The sequence below is a fragment of the Pseudodesulfovibrio nedwellii genome (genome assembly GCF_027923765.1).
GTDB lineage: Bacteria > Desulfobacterota > Desulfovibrionia > Desulfovibrionales > Desulfovibrionaceae > Pseudodesulfovibrio > Pseudodesulfovibrio nedwellii.
Genome location: NZ_AP026709.1, coordinates 2490818 through 2506474, shown reverse-complemented (window position 1 = coordinate 2506474; position 15657 = coordinate 2490818). Strand labels below are relative to the sequence as shown.

The following is a 15657-nucleotide window of genomic DNA, read 5'->3' as shown; positions in this document are numbered from 1 at the left end:
ATTGCTCCGATTGTTTTCGCTTGTCTTCGGGGCTATATAGGCACTCCAGCCATAATGAGCAAGGGTGTAATCATAAGCGTGAGGAGAATTGTTATGACATCAGGTAATCGGGGATTAGGTCGAGGCCTAGATGCCCTTTTGGGCGGTGTCCGTGAGGACGAAAAAGTCACCTCGGATTCAGCCGAAGTACGAATGATCCCCGTTGGGACTATCTCTCCTAACCCGCATCAGCCCCGTCGCGAGTTTTCGGAGGAGGGCCTGAGTGATTTGGCTGCATCCATCAAAACTCGAGGGGTGCTCCAACCCATACTCGTGCGTTCATTGAGTAATAATACATATGAATTGGTTGCTGGTGAGCGGCGTTTGCGTGCTTCTAAAAGAGCCGGTTTGACTGAGATTCCGACCTTAATTCGTGAGATGTCTGATCAGGAAAGCCTAGCTATAGCATTGATCGAAAACTTGCAGCGTGAAGACTTGAACGCAGTAGAGGAAGCCCTCGGCTACCAGCGATTACAGCAAGAATTTGGTTTGAGTCAGGAAGAACTTGCGCGTCAGGTTGGCAAGAGTCGGTCGGCTGTGGCCAACTCGTTGCGGTTGCTCAATTTGTCTGACAGTGTTCAAGTCGACATTCAGCAAGGGGCAATTTCTGCGGGACATGGGCGGGCTATAATGGCTGTTTCTGCTGCGGATGCACAAGAGTCCCTGCACCATCGGGTCGTAGAAAACGGATTGACCGTTCGGCAAGCCGAGGCTCAGGCAACATTTTTCAAGCAGAACGGTCGATTGCCGGGTGCTGAGGAAGTTGGAGCTGAGGCAGTAGCAAAGACCGGTAAGACCAAACTCAAGCCCTTAGATCCTCGCCTGGTCGACTTGCAGCAATCGTTGTCTGATATGCTGGGTGTTAAAGTTAAACTTTCCGGGTCTCCTGAAAAAGGCAAAGTTACGGTTAGTTATGGTGGAGAAGATGAGTTGCGGTTGATTGCTGAAAAGCTTGGGGTTTCTTTGGTTTAATTCAGCAACGAGGGTTGTGCCTTGGTGATAAAATAATGATCTGAACACGATGATCATAGAGGCACAACAGGGATAATCGTTCTTTGATGATCGGTTGATTTTAAAATTTGATAACCTGTAAAAACATTGGTTTACTCTATTATGTCACGAGATATGATTCGAAACGCTGTTGCATCTCTGGTTGGTCATAAGGTGCTGATAATCGGTGATCTTATGCTTGACCATTACCTGATTGGCAATGTGGACCGTATTTCACCAGAGGCTCCAGTGCCAGTGGTCAACGTCAACAAGGAATCTGTGGTCTTGGGCGGCGCAGGTAATGTGGGCCGGAATATTGCTGATCTTGGTGGCGCCTCACTGCTTATTTCTGTGGTCGGTGATGATCGGGACGGTGCGCTTCTTGATGATCTTTGCAATGAAGCGGGAATTGAAACGCGGATTATTCGCGACGCAAGCCGCCCCACCACGAAGAAAACACGCATTATCGCACATAATCAACAGGTGGTTCGTGTTGATCATGAACTGGCTGTCCCCTTGTGTGATGAGGCGTATGATGAGCTATTTACTATTCTTGAATCTGTAGTGAATGACTACCCTGTCGTGATCTTGTCTGATTATGGAAAAGGGTTCATTTCACGTACTTTTATGGATCGTTTTATGGCTCTTGTAGATACATGTTCGGTGCGGCCGCAGGTTTTGGTCGATCCAAAGACCGTGAATTATGATTTGTACCAAGGCGTTGATCTCTTGACTCCTAACACAAAGGAGGCGGGCGAAGGCGCTCTCATGACAGTGACAGATCGTAAATCCGTTTTGAAAGCCGGTGAAGCCTTGTTCAAGCGGTTGAATTGTAACAATCTTCTGATCACGTTGGGGCCTGATGGTATGGCTTTGTTTGAAGGGAAAAATTTAGTCAGACATATTCCCACATTCGCCCGCAAAGTTTTTGATGTGACTGGTGCTGGTGATACAGTCATCGCCACCACAGCCCTCGCCCTTTCTGCCGGATTTGATTTATTGACTTCATGCACTTTGGCCAACTACGCAGCCGGGGTTGTAGTAGCTCAGGTGGGTGCGGCCACGACTCGTCCTGAAGAGCTGCTTGAATCGGTGGATGAATTGCCGGAGCCGAAAGTTTCTCAGTGGTAGCAATGGGCGCGGTAAACAATTTGATGAGATTTCAGAGACAGGGGTAACCCTTGGAGTGTGCGTTATGGCGAAAAATAGTCTGAAGTTCTTCACAGATATACCGGTACTTGGGCCTGCAAAAGTGAAAACGCCAGTGCGAAATCCTCGATATGTCGATGAGTCAAAACCGGTAACGCTTATGCTGACAGATGAGGAAATGAGTGAAATTAAGGCCGGCGTCCTCCAAAAAGAATTTGAAAAGGCAGGCCCTCGCGGAAAATTGTATTTTGATCCGTCAAAGACTCGATGCGCCATCGTGACATGTGGAGGCCTTTGTCCAGGGATTAATGATGTTATCCGTTCAATCGTCAATGAGGCGCATTACCACTATGGTATCCGTACGGTCTTCGGCATCTCCAACGGACTGCGAGGATTCATTCCAGATTATGGGTATGAGATCAAGGAACTGACTCCGCAGAATGTGTCACATATTCATCAATTTGGCGGGACTATTCTCGGTTCCTCTCGTGGGTTGCAAGACTCTGAAGAAATTGTGGATTCTTTAGAACGATTGAACGTGAATATTCTTTTCGTAATCGGTGGTGATGGGTCCATGCGGGCTGCAAAAGCTATTGTTGAAGAAGTCTCCAAACGAAAACGAAAGATTGCGGTTATCGGGATCCCCAAGACCATTGATAACGATATTAATTTCATAACCCGTTCTTTCGGTTTTGATACTGCTGTAGAAAAGGCGACCGAAGCGATTCAGTGTGCTCATGTTGAAGCCACGGGAGTGGATAAAGGCGTTGGAATCGTTCGACTGATGGGCCGAGAAGCTGGTTTTATTGCGGCACAGGCCACCCTCGCCCTACAGGAGGTAAATTTTTTGCTGGTTCCAGAGAAGAAATTTGCACTCGAAGGCGAAAATGGTTTGTTGCAGGCTGTTGAAAGGCGTTTGCATGATCGAGATCATGCGATCATTGTGTGTGCTGAAGGTGCTGGTCAGGATCTACTCGGAGAAACATTGAAGCGTGACCCGTCAGGAAACCCCAAGTTGGGCGACATATGCGGATTCATCATTAATGGTTTGAAAGAGTATTTTCGCGAACGGGATCTGGAGATTAATATGAAGTTCATTGATCCCAGTTACATAATACGATCTGTTCCAGCCAACGCCGGAGACCGTATTTATTGCGGATTTCTTGGACAAAATGCGGTGCACGCGGCCATGGCCGGCAAGACTGGTATGGTAGTTACGCGACTTAAATCAAGTCTGGTGCATTTACCTTTGGATTTAGTGACAGTCAAAAGGCGAAGCATTAATACGCATTCGGATTATTGGTGTGCAGTGATGGAGTCAACAGGACAACATACCTATATGGAATAAAAAAAGGGACCACATGGTCCCTTCATCTTGTCTATAATAGCGTAGTCTTATTCATTGGCTGCCAGTCTGCGACGAACTTGTTTACTGACTTGACGGCTGGAACTTTCCTTTTCAGATTCCATGGCAACAGCCAGCAGTTCAAAGAGTTCGTCATAGGAAAATTCAAGGTTCAGGCTGCCATTGGAAACGATGCAGCTATCTTCACGCTCTTCCAGGCGATAAGCACGACGTTCACGCGCATGCCCTATGGCGGAAATGATACCGTAGGCGAGCTTGCCTTCTTCATCACGGTATAATTTTTCCATGGTCAACATACCTGTGTCGTCGTCGAAATACATTTCTTCGCCAATCAGGTGGCCGGCAACCCCCAGATCCTGACCAAAATCATTGGGCAGATTTACATTGAGGATCGGATCGTTTCCGTCGTGACCGCCAACCATTTTTTTTGACATGCCTTTTCTCCTTAATCCAAGGGGAGTTTGAATTGATCAGGCTTCGCGGCATCTTTGCTTTTGTTCGCGGCAACCTTCCATCCACTCTCTATAAATTCCAGCAGATCTTTTTCAGGCACTCTCCATTGACTGCCGATCTTGATCGCTTTGATGCTTCCACCAGTGATCAGCCTGTACGCTGTTCTCTGATGCACCCGTAAAAAGTCCGCAACTTCACGTACTGTGAATAGGGTCGGGGGCTTGGGTGCTTCTTTGTTGTCCATAATGTCACAATTTGACCTATGATGTTCATTCATTGACACAAGGAGTCAAAGATTGTCAACAAAGTACAACGTTGTCCTACAAAGTCTAGATATAATCTAGAGAAGCCGTGATGAAAAACAATTACAGGACGTTGTTGTCGATTACGGTAGCCTATAGCAAATTTGAGTCTAAAAAATAATGGGGAAAACCCACATTTTTTTTTAAAAAGCGTGGATTCTATTGCAGGTTGCCTAAACACTTGAAGAAAGAAATTTTCCCATGGAATACCCAAGAAAAAAACTAGATTATGTCTATAAAAACAAGCAATTAATAGTGAGTTGTTGGACGTGATCAAACAGCAAGTGTAATCGCAAACAAGAATCACATGTTTAGTTAGGGATGCTTGAAGTTAAATCGAGAGAACAAATCAGAAAAAAGTGTGAATGGGCTTAAGTAAAACTCGAAAATGATCATTATGGTTTGCTGATTGTTGGAGTTAAAAGTTATTCGTCTCCAACTTCGTCAAGAAGGACAAGACATGGATCTTCGATGTCTGATTCCAAATGTGAGGTCATCTGCTTGAGTATCCTATTAAAATATCGACGGTCATTGATGGTCAGGCCAACATTTATGACAGATTGAAGTTCTTCAATTGCCGTCTGAATAGTGGGTTCAAGAGATATTGCGTGTTCTGTAAGGACGATGTGGGAAAGACGACGATCCTTTGGGTCGCGTTTTCGATGAATCAACCCATCCCTTTCCATGCGTTTTAATGAATTGGAAAGTGTGGCTTGTTCAATAGCGAGCTGCGCATGAAGTTGCTTTTGCGTAATGTTGTCCCGTTTCCAGAGCCGGTTAAGAATATCGATATACCCAGGACGCACTTGGTATGGCTCAAGGCGAGTGCTGAGCGCTTTTGCGTAAAGGCGGCGGAAATTCGAGATGTGAGAGAAAAAGAAAAAATCTTCTGAATTTGGCATGTTTATCCTTGTATATCGGTGGCCTGGATAAAAACCGTATCATGGAGATTTCATAAGAACAAGAGGGTCGGGCAGAATGAAAATATATAGGTTGCTAAGAATACAAAAAAAATAGACTTGATATAGGAAGAGGAATGGGGCAATGGATTTGGTCCTATTTTATATATAAATTCATTTGGAGGAGTTGATGTCCCTGATGAAGCGATGGCATGCAAAAGGTGGGTATAAAGAGGCACTTGTCATAGGCCTTCCACTTGTCGTGAGCATGGTGTCTTCAACCGTTATGACATTCACGGATCGTATGTTTCTTGGAAATTATTCTACGGAATCATTAGGGGCATCTGTACCTGCGAGTATAGTGGCGTTTATGTTTCTTGCCTTTTTTCTTGGTGTCGCTCAGTACGCTGGTGTATTTGTCGCACAGTATACAGGGTCTGGAAGGCCTTTAGAGGTAGGCAGGTCACTCTGGCAGGGATTATGGTTCTGTGTGCCCTCCTGGATGATTCTAGCTTCATTGTGGTTTATCGCACGTCCTCTTTTTGAGCTGAGTGGGCATCCTGCCGGAATAATGGAATTGGAAATAGCATATTTTCGGATATTGATCTTGGGCAGTGGCGCTTTTGTAGTGAGCGGATGTCTATCGTGTTTCTATTCAGGACGAGGCATGACAAAACCGATCATGCTTGTGAGCTTGCTGGCAATGACGCTAAATGTTCCCTTGGATTACTGTCTTATTAACGGAATAGGTCCTTTCCCTGAACTAGGCATCGTTGGTGCTGGAATAGCGACAGTGATAGGGTATGTCGTACCTGTAATTTGTTATTGTTTTATGGTGTTTACTGCCGAAAACGAAAAAAAGTATCGAGTTCGGTCCGCATGGAGATTGGATCGAGAACTCTTTGGACGGTTCATGCGATTTGGAGTGCCCGGCGGTGTCGAATTTTTTCTTGATCTCTTCGCTTTTTCATTTTTCGTATTAATGGTTGGGCGGTTTGGTCCGGTAGAATTGGCGTCCACCAATGCCGTGTTTTCCATTTACACTCTGGCATTTCTGCCAACTATTGGGTTGCATGTTGCTGCCAGCATCATGGTCGGGCAGGCTATGGGTGACAAAAAACCGGACATGGCAGCTTATGCTACCAAGTCTGTTTTGCATTTGGCAATGGCGTACATGGGCGCTATGGCACTGTTGTTTATTGTCTTCCCAGAAGTACTTATGAATCTCTTCAAGGCGCACGGAGAAACACAGATTGAATTCAATGCTGTACTGACCATGGGGGTTATGCTCATGCGGTATGCTGCTGTTTTTACACTGATCGATGCGGTGGCAATTGTGTATGTCGGTGGTCTTAAGGGGGCCGGTGACACAAAGTTTGTCATGAAGACCATGGTGATGACTTCCATGTTTTGTATAGTATTCCCGCTTATTGCGCTGCATATTTTGGATATTAAGGGAATTCACGGCCCTTGGATGTGTATTCTTTTGTACGTTCTGGTTCTTGCCACAACGTATGCAACGCGATTCCGTAAAGGCCCTTGGAGAAAAATTCGAGTTATCTCTGGTTGATCCTGTCCAAATGGGTTGAACCGAATTCCTGGCTGAGCTAGTCTTGGCTCAAGAATTAGCTGCCCTGCTCTTTTTTGTGCCCTTGGTTTCATCGGGGGCATGATTTGCTAAAATTATATTTGCCTTAATGAGGAGTTGGGTGGTTTCGATAGGTGTGCCCTGAAAATTTGGAGCGTGCCCTTGGTTGATGATAATCTGATGGAAAAGTGACGTTAATCTTATTCATCTGTTTAAAATAATGCATTAAATATATGATTAAGGTGTGGCTTAATGTTTTCTGATCAAGAAATAATCACATAGATATGTTCTTAAAAGTACGGCCTTTCGGTGAAGAAATTCATTGCCAGAAAGAGAAAAATCGGAATTTGAGCATAATGTTGGAGAGGTTTGCGGTTAAAAATATGAATTTGAAGGCAAATATATGCGTGATAATGTCAAAGTGATCATAGCCAAGTACACAGAAAATATCGATTGGATTGATGCACTCGACTATGATTACGTAGTGTACGACAAGAGCAATATGCCAGTGGCAAATGCCCGGCCTCTTGTGAATATTGGCCGAGAAGCGCATACTTATTTTACCCATATCTTGAAAGAGTATGACCAACTTGCTGCTATGAATATATTTTTGCAGGGCGACCCTTTTGATCATATTGATGATCGAGGTCGTGCTACTGTAGAAACACTTAAAAATCAGCTTGTAGATATTGTAGATCGTGCAATTCCTTTTAAAGGCTTGGCGTGGTTCAAACTTAAATGTGATCGATTGGGTCACCCCCATGACTTGCGAAAACCGGAGAATGAGGGGCGGTGGTCCGGATGGGGGCGGGACATACCTGTGGGTGAAATCTTTGAGCGGTTGTTTTCCGTGACCATGCCGAAGCAGATCATTGCTCGTGCGCCGACAGGAAATTTCTGTGTTACTGGAGATCGTATCAGGACGCGGCCCAGGGACTTTTATGAATTTTGTTTGCGAATGATTGAGCAAGATCCGCTTGATGAAAATAACACCGGGCATGCTATCGAGCGATTGTGGCAACATATATTCAATGGCAACATGGCGTGGAATAGAGATTTCTATAAATAAAATTTTGACCGCCTGCGGCGGAAAACCAAATAATGCTGCCACTTAATTTTAGAATTGCCATATCATCACTTTCAGCCCACAAGTTGCGTGCAATTTTAGCTATGATGGGTGTCTTCCTCGGTGCTTTGGCTTTCACAGGTGTTCAGCATGTTTCAAAGATCATGGTCAAACGTGCTGAATTGGAGACAGAAAAACTTGGTCCCAATTTGTATTCCGTTATGGCCGGGCAAGTGCGCTTTACTCGAAGTGGAAATGCTCGTCTTTCAGGCGTTACCAGAAACTTTACGGTTCAGGATGCGCAAGCCTTGATTGATGGTGTCCCGTCCGTTCTGGAGGGAACCCCCTATGTTACGCAATCAATGCAGGTGCGCGGTAATGGAAATGCCGTGAATGCCGCAGTCTTGGCAGCAAGACCGAATTATCAGGCGATCCGTAATTTCAGGCCGGAATATGGGCGTTTTTTTGATTGGAAGGAAGTTGATGATCGAGCCATGGTCTGTGTGTTGGGACAAACCATTGCCGAGGCCTTGTTCGATGATCCTGCGAGTGCTGTTGGTCGGCAAATATATCTTTATCGAGCAAGTTTTCGGGTTGTTGGCGTGATGGAAGCTAAGGGACGTGATGTTTCTGGGACGGACCAGGATGAAATTATGCTTGTGCCGATTACGACCTATATGCGTCGAGCCAGTAACCAGACATGGATCAGTGGCGTTTTCCTTCGGCTATCCAAAGATGCTGGTCGAGATGTGGTGGATGGTGCCGTGCAGTCGATCATGCGTCAGCGTCATAACATCGACCCTGGTGAGGCTGACGATTTTAGTGCGATGTCGCCTAAGGATGCCATGAAATTGCAACGGCAAGCCTTGGAACTCATGACAACGTTGGGTGGCATCACCTCCTCTATCTCCTTCGGCGTCGGTGGTCTTGGTATCCTCTCTATTATGATTTTGGTGGTCCGGGCACGACGCGTTGAGATCGGTGTGCGCAGAGCAGTGGGTGGACGACGACGCGATATCATCCGTCAGTTTCTTTTTGAGTCAGGACTCATGGCAGCAGTCGGTGGTGGATTCGGTGTACTCGCAACAATTGTATTGGTCGTTGTCGGCTGTTCTCTTGCTGGACTGCCCGTGGTCATTGAACCCGCCAGTTTATTGATCACACTGGTTGGTTCCTGCTTGCTTGGTGTTATCGCGGGAGCCTACCCTGCATGGCAGGCCGCTAATGTCGAAATTCTCGACGTTTTGAAGTCATAGTCAGAATAATCTGGGGTTTAATTGATTTAGAATAGCTAGCTATATCTTTGTATATAGCTAGCTATTCTATGTCATACTGAGAAAAGAGTACAAATAATGCTTTGAAATATGCTTTGGAGGGATACGGTCATATTGACCAAGATCACTCTTTAATCTCCTCCGCATTTAGGGGTTGACCACAAAGGGAAAGTCGTTTTATGAACACGTTCATTGACTGAACGTATTCATAAAACGAGGATAACCCAATGGCAAAAAAAACTTTGCGCGATCAACGAAAGCTCGAACTCAGAAAAAAAATATTGCAGGCCGCACGGGCTCAATTTGTTGAATATGGATTTGAGAAAACGACCATGCGTGGCCTTGCAGAAGTTGCCGGGGTCGGACTTGGAACGATTTCTCTGCACTTCAAAGATAAGAACACCCTGCTCCTTTCAGTTTTTTATGACGAAATTACTGATGTCTCGTTTGAGGCTGTCGAATCCGTTCCGGTCGATGGTTCTCTGAAGGAGCAATTCCTTTCAATGGCCGGGTCGCTGTATCGGTATTACGGAGCAAATATTATTTTTCTTCAAACCGTAGTTAAAGAAGCGGTCTTTGCAACAGGTGAATGGAAAGAGAAGTTTGATGGCCAGGTCGGAGAAATGATGATCCGGGTCATAACTCTTGTGGATGCAGCCAAGGAACGTGGTGAAATTCGACGTGATGTTGATGCACTGGCTCTCGGTTCTGTGTGTTGGAGTCTCTATCTTACTGGCTTGATTCAAGGGTTGACCTCCGAAATATTTGATCCTGAAATTCAAATGGCGGGCATTGAACCGCTCTTGGACGTTGTCTTCGATGGAGTTCTTGTCAGGAGAAGCTATGAATGATGAACGGTTGTCACATGTTGAGTCTCTGGCCGAGTTTATGAAAAATGCTGATCATATCGACGTAAAATCCGGTGAGAGCAAGGCTTCCCTGCTTGAATTTGTGGCCGGAGTTTTGTCCTATCAACCTGGTTGGATGCGGGCGTTGTGGAGAGTGCGTGTCTGGCTTTTGAAGTCTCTTGGGCAGGGCAAACAGGAAATACCGGACAAGAAGCGGTTTACTGAACAGTCGATTCCCTCCACCCCCGGAGAAAAGGTAGACTTTTTTACTGTCGTGGAATCTGATCAAGAAACATTTTGGGTCGCGGAAGGTAAAGAAAAGCATTTGGATGCAATCATCGGAGTTGTTGCGGAAGATTTGGACGGTGGAACGGATACCCGTCGATTTCATGTCGCGACAGTGGTCAAATATAATAATTCAGCAGGACCGATTTATTTCAATATAATACGTCCATTTCATCATATTGTAGTTCGGTGCGCTATGAAATCCGTATCGTAGTGAGCGCGATAGATGAGAGTGATGTGGTATTGAGTTAAGACTTTGTGAAGTTTTGTGAACGCTGTTTACAAAGTGAACGCAGTTTGCTAGCAGGCAATTATGAGTACGAAAAATAGGCGTGAGCGAGAAAGGGATAAGATGCGTCGTCGCATCCTGGATGCGGCCAAGGATCTTTTTGTAAAGGAAGGATTCGAAAATGTATCCATGCGTCGGATTGCTGGTGTGATTGAGTATAGCCCCGGTGCTATTTATCGATATTTTAAGAATAAACGTGAAATTTTATCGGTGCTTCGCGAAGAAGGTTTTGCACGATATGTCGAGCGACAGCATGAAGGGATGAAGCGTTACCCGGACCCCATGGATCGTATGCGTAGCGGGGGTAAAAGTTATATTCAGTTCGCATTGAGTGAGCCTGAATATTATCATCTCATGTTCAGCACAAATTGTGATCAGGTTGATCTTGATGGCGAATGGGCAGCCAGTTCCATGCATTCATACACGCATTTTCGCAATACGGCACAAGAATGTATCGATACCGGGTATTTTGGCACCGTGGATGTCGATACCCTTGTTTTTGCTTTGTGGTCCGGTGTTCACGGATTGGCGCATCTTGTCAGTACAGGTCAAGTCGATGTGCTCCATGATGGTGTAGATATGGATATGTTGGTGGATAGCATTCTTGATTTTTGGATGCGTCCTGGAAAAAAGGATGGATGACATGCACATATATAAATCATGCTCAAGAATTTTTCTCGTAGGACTCCCCTTGTTGTTGGCGGGAATATTTTTGCTTGGCGGTTGTGGCAGCGAGGCCACGACAGAGGCCGCAGTACCCGGGAGCGGGCTTGTTCAGGCCGCGGAAGCAGAAGCTCAGAGCCAGACTCCTCCTCCGAGGTCTACGGAGACATTCGTGGCACAGTCTGCCGCCCGTCGATCTGCGTTGACTGGTTTTACACGTGCCAGAAATTCCATGACCCTTGTAACTGAGGAATCCGGCCGAGTGCAGAGCGTTACGGCTGACGTGGGTGACACGTTGGGCGCAAATGGTCTTTTCGCGCAGTTGGATACGACATTTATTCGTTTGGATCTGGATACCAATCGGACTGATCAGCAACGTTTGAAAAGTGATCTCGTTTACAACAAAAAGGAAAAAGAGCGGTACGAGGCTCTGGTCAAGAATCAGAATGCGGCTCAGTCCACTCTGGATTCTAACGTGCGGGCCCATCAGGCCGCCCTGCAACAACTTCGTGCCAAACAAGTGGAAGAGCGGGTGCTCATTGAGCGCATGAAACGGTTTTCGCTGACCGGCCCGTCGGGTTGGAAGGTCATTACCCGGTACGTGGAACCCGGCGAATGGATTACCAAAGGCGAAAAGGTCGCAGAGTTGGGGCGTTACGATGTCCTGCTTATCCCCTTTGCCTTGACCAGTGAAGAATATCGAGCGCTGAAAGATATGGGCGAGACGGTTTCGCTTCGGCTCACAGATTTGAACAGTACGATTCAGGCACAGGTCGAACGAGTTTCCCCCGGCTTTGATCCTCAGTCGCGTAAAATCAATGTGGATCTGGAAATATCCAAGGGTGATTTTGAATTTCGTGGCGGTATCCGGTGCGAGTTGGTCATAGAATTGCCAGACCCCGGCGGCGCTGTCGAAGTGCCCTCTTCTGCGCTTATCAAAGCGTATGAAGAGCACTTTCTCATGACCCCGGACGGTAAACGGGTGCGAGTTGTCCTGCTCGGTTCTGCAGATGGCGATAAGCGACGTGTTTCAAGCCCCGATGTACAGCCCGGCGACATCTTTTTGCTCCATCCATAGCTGTCTAGGATCGAACGATGAAAAAATATTCTCCGGTCCAGAATTTGATACGTCTGACGCTTGGTCAGAAAGTCTTCGTGAACCTCTTGTTCGTGCTGCTTATGGTGGTGGGTGTTTTTTGCGTCTTTGATCTGCCGGTTGAACGATATCCTGACGTGCGCATGGGCAAGGTTATCATTAGTGGGTTCCTGCCCGGTGCCAGCCCCGAAGAAGTAGAAACATTGGTCACGCGCAAGATAGAGGATGCCTTGCAGGATCTGGAGAACGTGGAATTCATCCGGTCCCGGTCATTCCGCCAGCGTGCATCCATTATGGTCAAGTTTCTGGATGATACTGATTACGACACTTTGTATGACGAATTACGTTTCAAAGTGTTGTCTGTGCAGAACGACCTGCCTGATGAGATGGACCCTCCGAGCTTCATGGTTATCAGGGTTTCCGAGTGGCTTCCTGTCATATCTGTTAATCTGGTGGGTGATAGATCAAACCGGGCATTGACCCTGATGGCCGAGGAAATGAAGTTGCCACTGCAACGCATTCCCGGAGTTAAGGAAGTCCAGATTGATGGCGAATACGAGCGTGAATTTCATGTGTCGCTTGATCCGCAGAAAATGATGCAGTTGGGAGTGACCTTTGACGAGGTTGGGCAGGCTCTTGAGGGGGCCAACGTGTCGGTCCCTGCTGGTGATTTTGTCAGTGACTCCGGTGAATATGTTATTGTGGTGGATGAAAAATTTCGATCCCGTGATGAAATTGCGGCCACGGTGGTTCGTCGCGATCTTGACGGATCGTTTGTGACCGTCGGGGACGTGCTGAGTCATGCGGGCATGGATTATCGGGATCCGTTCGTTGTTTCTTCGGTCAATGGCAAGGATTCCATTTCCATCAAGATTATTAAGACACCCCAAGGGAATTCGCTTGATATTGGTGCTGAGGTGGAAAGGGTCGTGGCGGCTTTCAAGTCCGTGCTGGACAAAGAAGGCGTCGAAACGGTCATGACGCAGGATCAGCGGATCAACGTGAATGAGAATATCAGTACGTTGGGATCAAACCTGTTGGTCGGTATCGTTTTGGTTTGTGTGTGCATCTGGCTTGTCATGGGCTTCCGTAACGCCATGCTGACCACGGTGGGCGTGCCCTTTTCCTTTTTGGTGACCATGATTATCATGTGGCTGACCAATAACTCCATTAATGAAATCACGTTATTTTCCTTTGTGTTGGTGAGTGGTATTATCGTGGATGATGCCATCGTGGTGGTGGAGAATATCTATCGGCACGTTCAGGAAGGTTTGCGGCTTAAAGAAGCTGTCATCGTCGGCACAGGTGAAGTGTTTTTGCCGGTCCTCGCCGCAACATCGACGACGGTTGCTGCCTTTTTGCCTATGCTGATCATGTCAGGGTCAACGGGCGAATTTTTTGCACAGGTGCCCAAGGCGGTCAGCTTTGCCATTGCCGCTTCCATTGTGGAATGCCTCTTCATTTTGCCTTCGCATTTTCTTGATTGGCCGGGTGCGAAAAAGTTGGAAGTGCAGGCAAAAAAGGAATCATTTCACGGCAAGGATCCGAAGTTTCTTATTGCCTTGAAGCGAATGGTGGACGGAGTCTTGCAATTGACCATGCGGCATAAATGGAAATCCATGAGTGTGGTCTTTGGGGCTTTTCTGATGGCTGTCATTATGCTTGGGGTGTCAGTGTCCGGCGTTATGCCCCTGTTGCGCATCAAATTTTTTCCAGATGAATATACGCTCTACTATGTTTCAATGGAAGGCCCTGTAGGGACAGATGTCTATACTGCCTCGGCAAAGGCCAAGGAAGTGTCGCGGGCAGTGTTGGCTTTTGGTCCCGGTACGACCAAGGCGTGTTCAGGACTTGGTGGCATGGACATCAATGAAGATTATGAAAATATTTTCGGGTCCAATCGGGCCATTGTGACCGTGGAATTGCCCGTTCAGGGAGAGCAGGAATATATTGAAAATCCGGATAACGACCCGGAGTTGTTGCTCGAAGTCGTGCGCAGAAAACTTGAACCATTGGCTACAGACGGATGGAGGTTTCGTGTCTGGCCGGAACAAGGTGGGCCGCCTGCGGGTAAGGACGTGAATATTCGCGTGCTCGGTCCGGATCAGGATGCCGTTCTGGCTTTGGCAAATGATATCAATGGTTGGATCAAGAATAATAGCGCATTATCACAAAATCTTATTGATTTTACCGCTGACACCGGTACCGATAATCGTGTGTTTCGATTCAGTCCCATACCCAGTCTTGTTTCTGAATATGGTCTGACTCCGGCGCAGGTTATCGCTTTGGCTGGTGGAATTCTCGATGGCCGATTTGTCGGCAAATTTCGTGCGGCGGATGAGGATATCGACCTACGCATGAAAATTGACAAGCGGTTTCTGAAACAGCCGGAAGATGCCTTGGATATTCCCATTCTTGAAGATGATCAAGGGCCGGTTCGTGTGGGGGATTTGGTTGATGTTGAGAGCTACCGTGAGCCGGGGCAGTTGAATCGTTTCCAAGGGCAACGGGCCATCACCCTGACGGCCAACATCCGGGCTGGCGCGTCGGTCAGTGCAACCAGCGTAGTGCATGATGTGAAGGCGTACTATGAGACAATTCAGAATCGGTATCCGGGGGCGACTCTGAGCTTTGCCGGTGAATTTGAGTCTACAGGGCGTTCATTTACTTCCCTTATGTATGCGTTTTTCATTGCGATTATGCTTATGTACACCATTTTGGCCTGTCAGTTTCAGTCCTATGTTCAGCCAGCTATCATTTTGTCGGCTGTTGCGTTTGCCTTGACCGGCGTGGTTTTTGGTACTTTTTTCACCCGTTCGTTGTTCACGGTAAATAGTTTTATCGCGACCGTGGGTGTGACCGGCGTGGTGGTCAATGATTCGTTGGTTCTGCTCGATTTTATCAACCGGCTGTATGCCGCGGGCTATAGTCGCGCCGAAGCAATTCGTGAAGGAGTTCGTATCAGGCTCAGGCCGATTCTCATGACTACGTTGACCACGACGTTGGGCCTGCTACCCATGGCTCTCGGTATTCCCTACTATTCAATGGTCTGGGGTACCATGGCTACGACCTTTGTGACTGGATTATGTGTGGCGACCACTTTGACATTGATCGTTATGCCTCTTGAGTGGGATCTGCTTATGCGCCGCAAGGAACGCAAGGAAAAGAAGCGCGTTGAAAAGGCGGGATTGGTGCAAAATGTGGGTGAAATATAATGATTGTGTTTTCTGGATAAACATGAGTTAAATTCTAGAAACAGCGGAAACACCATGAAATCATGAGAAGAATATGTTGTGTGTAGGTGATCGGCCCCTTGCCAAGTGTGTAAACACAGTGTGCGAGGGGTCGAT

General features: G+C 46.9%; 14 protein-coding genes. 11 read left to right on the top strand and 3 right to left on the bottom strand.

What is annotated here, in order from left to right:
* Positions 1 to 93: 93 nt before the first annotated feature.
* The 3 genes from SYK_RS11760 to SYK_RS11750 all read left to right on the top strand — a co-directional run bounded on the left by SYK_RS11760 (position 94) and on the right by SYK_RS11750 (position 3526).
* Positions 94 to 1011 carry a ParB/RepB/Spo0J family partition protein gene (locus tag SYK_RS11760; RefSeq protein WP_281760460.1) on the top strand — a complete coding sequence of 306 codons (918 nt, stop codon included), beginning with the start codon at positions 94 to 96 and terminating at the stop codon, positions 1009 to 1011.
* A gap of 141 nt (positions 1012 to 1152) precedes the next feature.
* On the top strand, positions 1153 to 2160 hold the full coding sequence (gene rfaE1, locus SYK_RS11755; protein WP_281760459.1) for a D-glycero-beta-D-manno-heptose-7-phosphate kinase: 1008 nt from the start codon (positions 1153 to 1155) through the stop codon (positions 2158 to 2160).
* Between the two features lie 64 nt (positions 2161 to 2224).
* A complete protein-coding gene (locus SYK_RS11750) occupies positions 2225 to 3526 on the top strand; it encodes an ATP-dependent 6-phosphofructokinase (RefSeq protein ID WP_281760458.1) in 1302 nt (433 codons plus the stop codon).
* Positions 3527 to 3573: 47 nt separating this feature from the next.
* On the opposite strand, the gene SYK_RS11745 is transcribed toward SYK_RS11750, so the two are convergent.
* From SYK_RS11745 to SYK_RS11735, 3 genes are all read right to left on the bottom strand, one after another.
* Positions 3574 to 3978 (bottom strand): hypothetical protein, encoded by a 405-nt coding sequence (locus SYK_RS11745; protein ID WP_281760457.1) that lies wholly within the window; start codon positions 3976 to 3978, stop codon positions 3574 to 3576.
* Between the two features lie 11 nt (positions 3979 to 3989).
* Positions 3990 to 4241 carry a helix-turn-helix domain-containing protein gene (locus SYK_RS11740; RefSeq protein WP_281760456.1) on the bottom strand — a complete coding sequence of 84 codons (252 nt, stop codon included), beginning with the start codon at positions 4239 to 4241 and terminating at the stop codon, positions 3990 to 3992.
* 483 nt (positions 4242 to 4724) lie between these two features.
* Entirely contained in the window at positions 4725 to 5201 is a 477-nt protein-coding gene (locus SYK_RS11735) for a MarR family winged helix-turn-helix transcriptional regulator (RefSeq protein WP_281760455.1), read from the bottom strand.
* 187 nt (positions 5202 to 5388) lie between these two features.
* On the opposite strand from SYK_RS11735, the gene SYK_RS11730 reads away from it, so the two are divergent.
* The 8 genes from SYK_RS11730 (at position 5389) to SYK_RS11695 (ending at position 15522) form a co-directional block, all read left to right on the top strand.
* Complete coding sequence (locus SYK_RS11730; RefSeq protein WP_353618229.1) at positions 5389 to 6768, top strand: MATE family efflux transporter; 1380 nt, start codon at positions 5389 to 5391, stop codon at positions 6766 to 6768.
* A gap of 421 nt (positions 6769 to 7189) precedes the next feature.
* Positions 7190 to 7855 carry a DUF3431 domain-containing protein gene (locus SYK_RS11725; protein WP_281760454.1) on the top strand — a complete coding sequence of 222 codons (666 nt, stop codon included), beginning with the start codon at positions 7190 to 7192 and terminating at the stop codon, positions 7853 to 7855.
* Positions 7856 to 7887: 32 nt separating this feature from the next.
* The gene (locus SYK_RS11720; RefSeq protein WP_281760453.1) at positions 7888 to 9108 is read left to right on the top strand and encodes an ABC transporter permease; all 1221 of its coding nucleotides are present in this window, start codon (positions 7888 to 7890) and stop codon (positions 9106 to 9108) included.
* 245 nt (positions 9109 to 9353) lie between these two features.
* Positions 9354 to 9977: a TetR/AcrR family transcriptional regulator gene (locus tag SYK_RS11715; protein WP_281760452.1), complete on the top strand. Its 624-nt coding sequence runs from the start codon at positions 9354 to 9356 to the stop codon at positions 9975 to 9977.
* The gene (locus SYK_RS11710; protein WP_281760451.1) at positions 9970 to 10473 is read left to right on the top strand and encodes a DUF2867 domain-containing protein; all 504 of its coding nucleotides are present in this window, start codon (positions 9970 to 9972) and stop codon (positions 10471 to 10473) included. Before SYK_RS11715 ends, SYK_RS11710 begins: the two co-directional genes overlap by 8 nt.
* Positions 10474 to 10572: 99 nt before the next feature.
* Positions 10573 to 11190: a TetR/AcrR family transcriptional regulator gene (locus SYK_RS11705; protein WP_281760450.1), complete on the top strand. Its 618-nt coding sequence runs from the start codon at positions 10573 to 10575 to the stop codon at positions 11188 to 11190.
* Between the two features lies 1 nt (position 11191).
* Positions 11192 to 12289, top strand: a complete 1098-nt coding sequence (locus SYK_RS11700; protein ID WP_281760449.1) for an efflux RND transporter periplasmic adaptor subunit — start codon at positions 11192 to 11194, stop codon at positions 12287 to 12289.
* Between the two features lie 17 nt (positions 12290 to 12306).
* Complete coding sequence (locus SYK_RS11695) at positions 12307 to 15522, top strand: efflux RND transporter permease subunit (protein ID WP_281760448.1); 3216 nt, start codon at positions 12307 to 12309, stop codon at positions 15520 to 15522.
* Positions 15523 to 15657 lie beyond the last annotated feature (135 nt).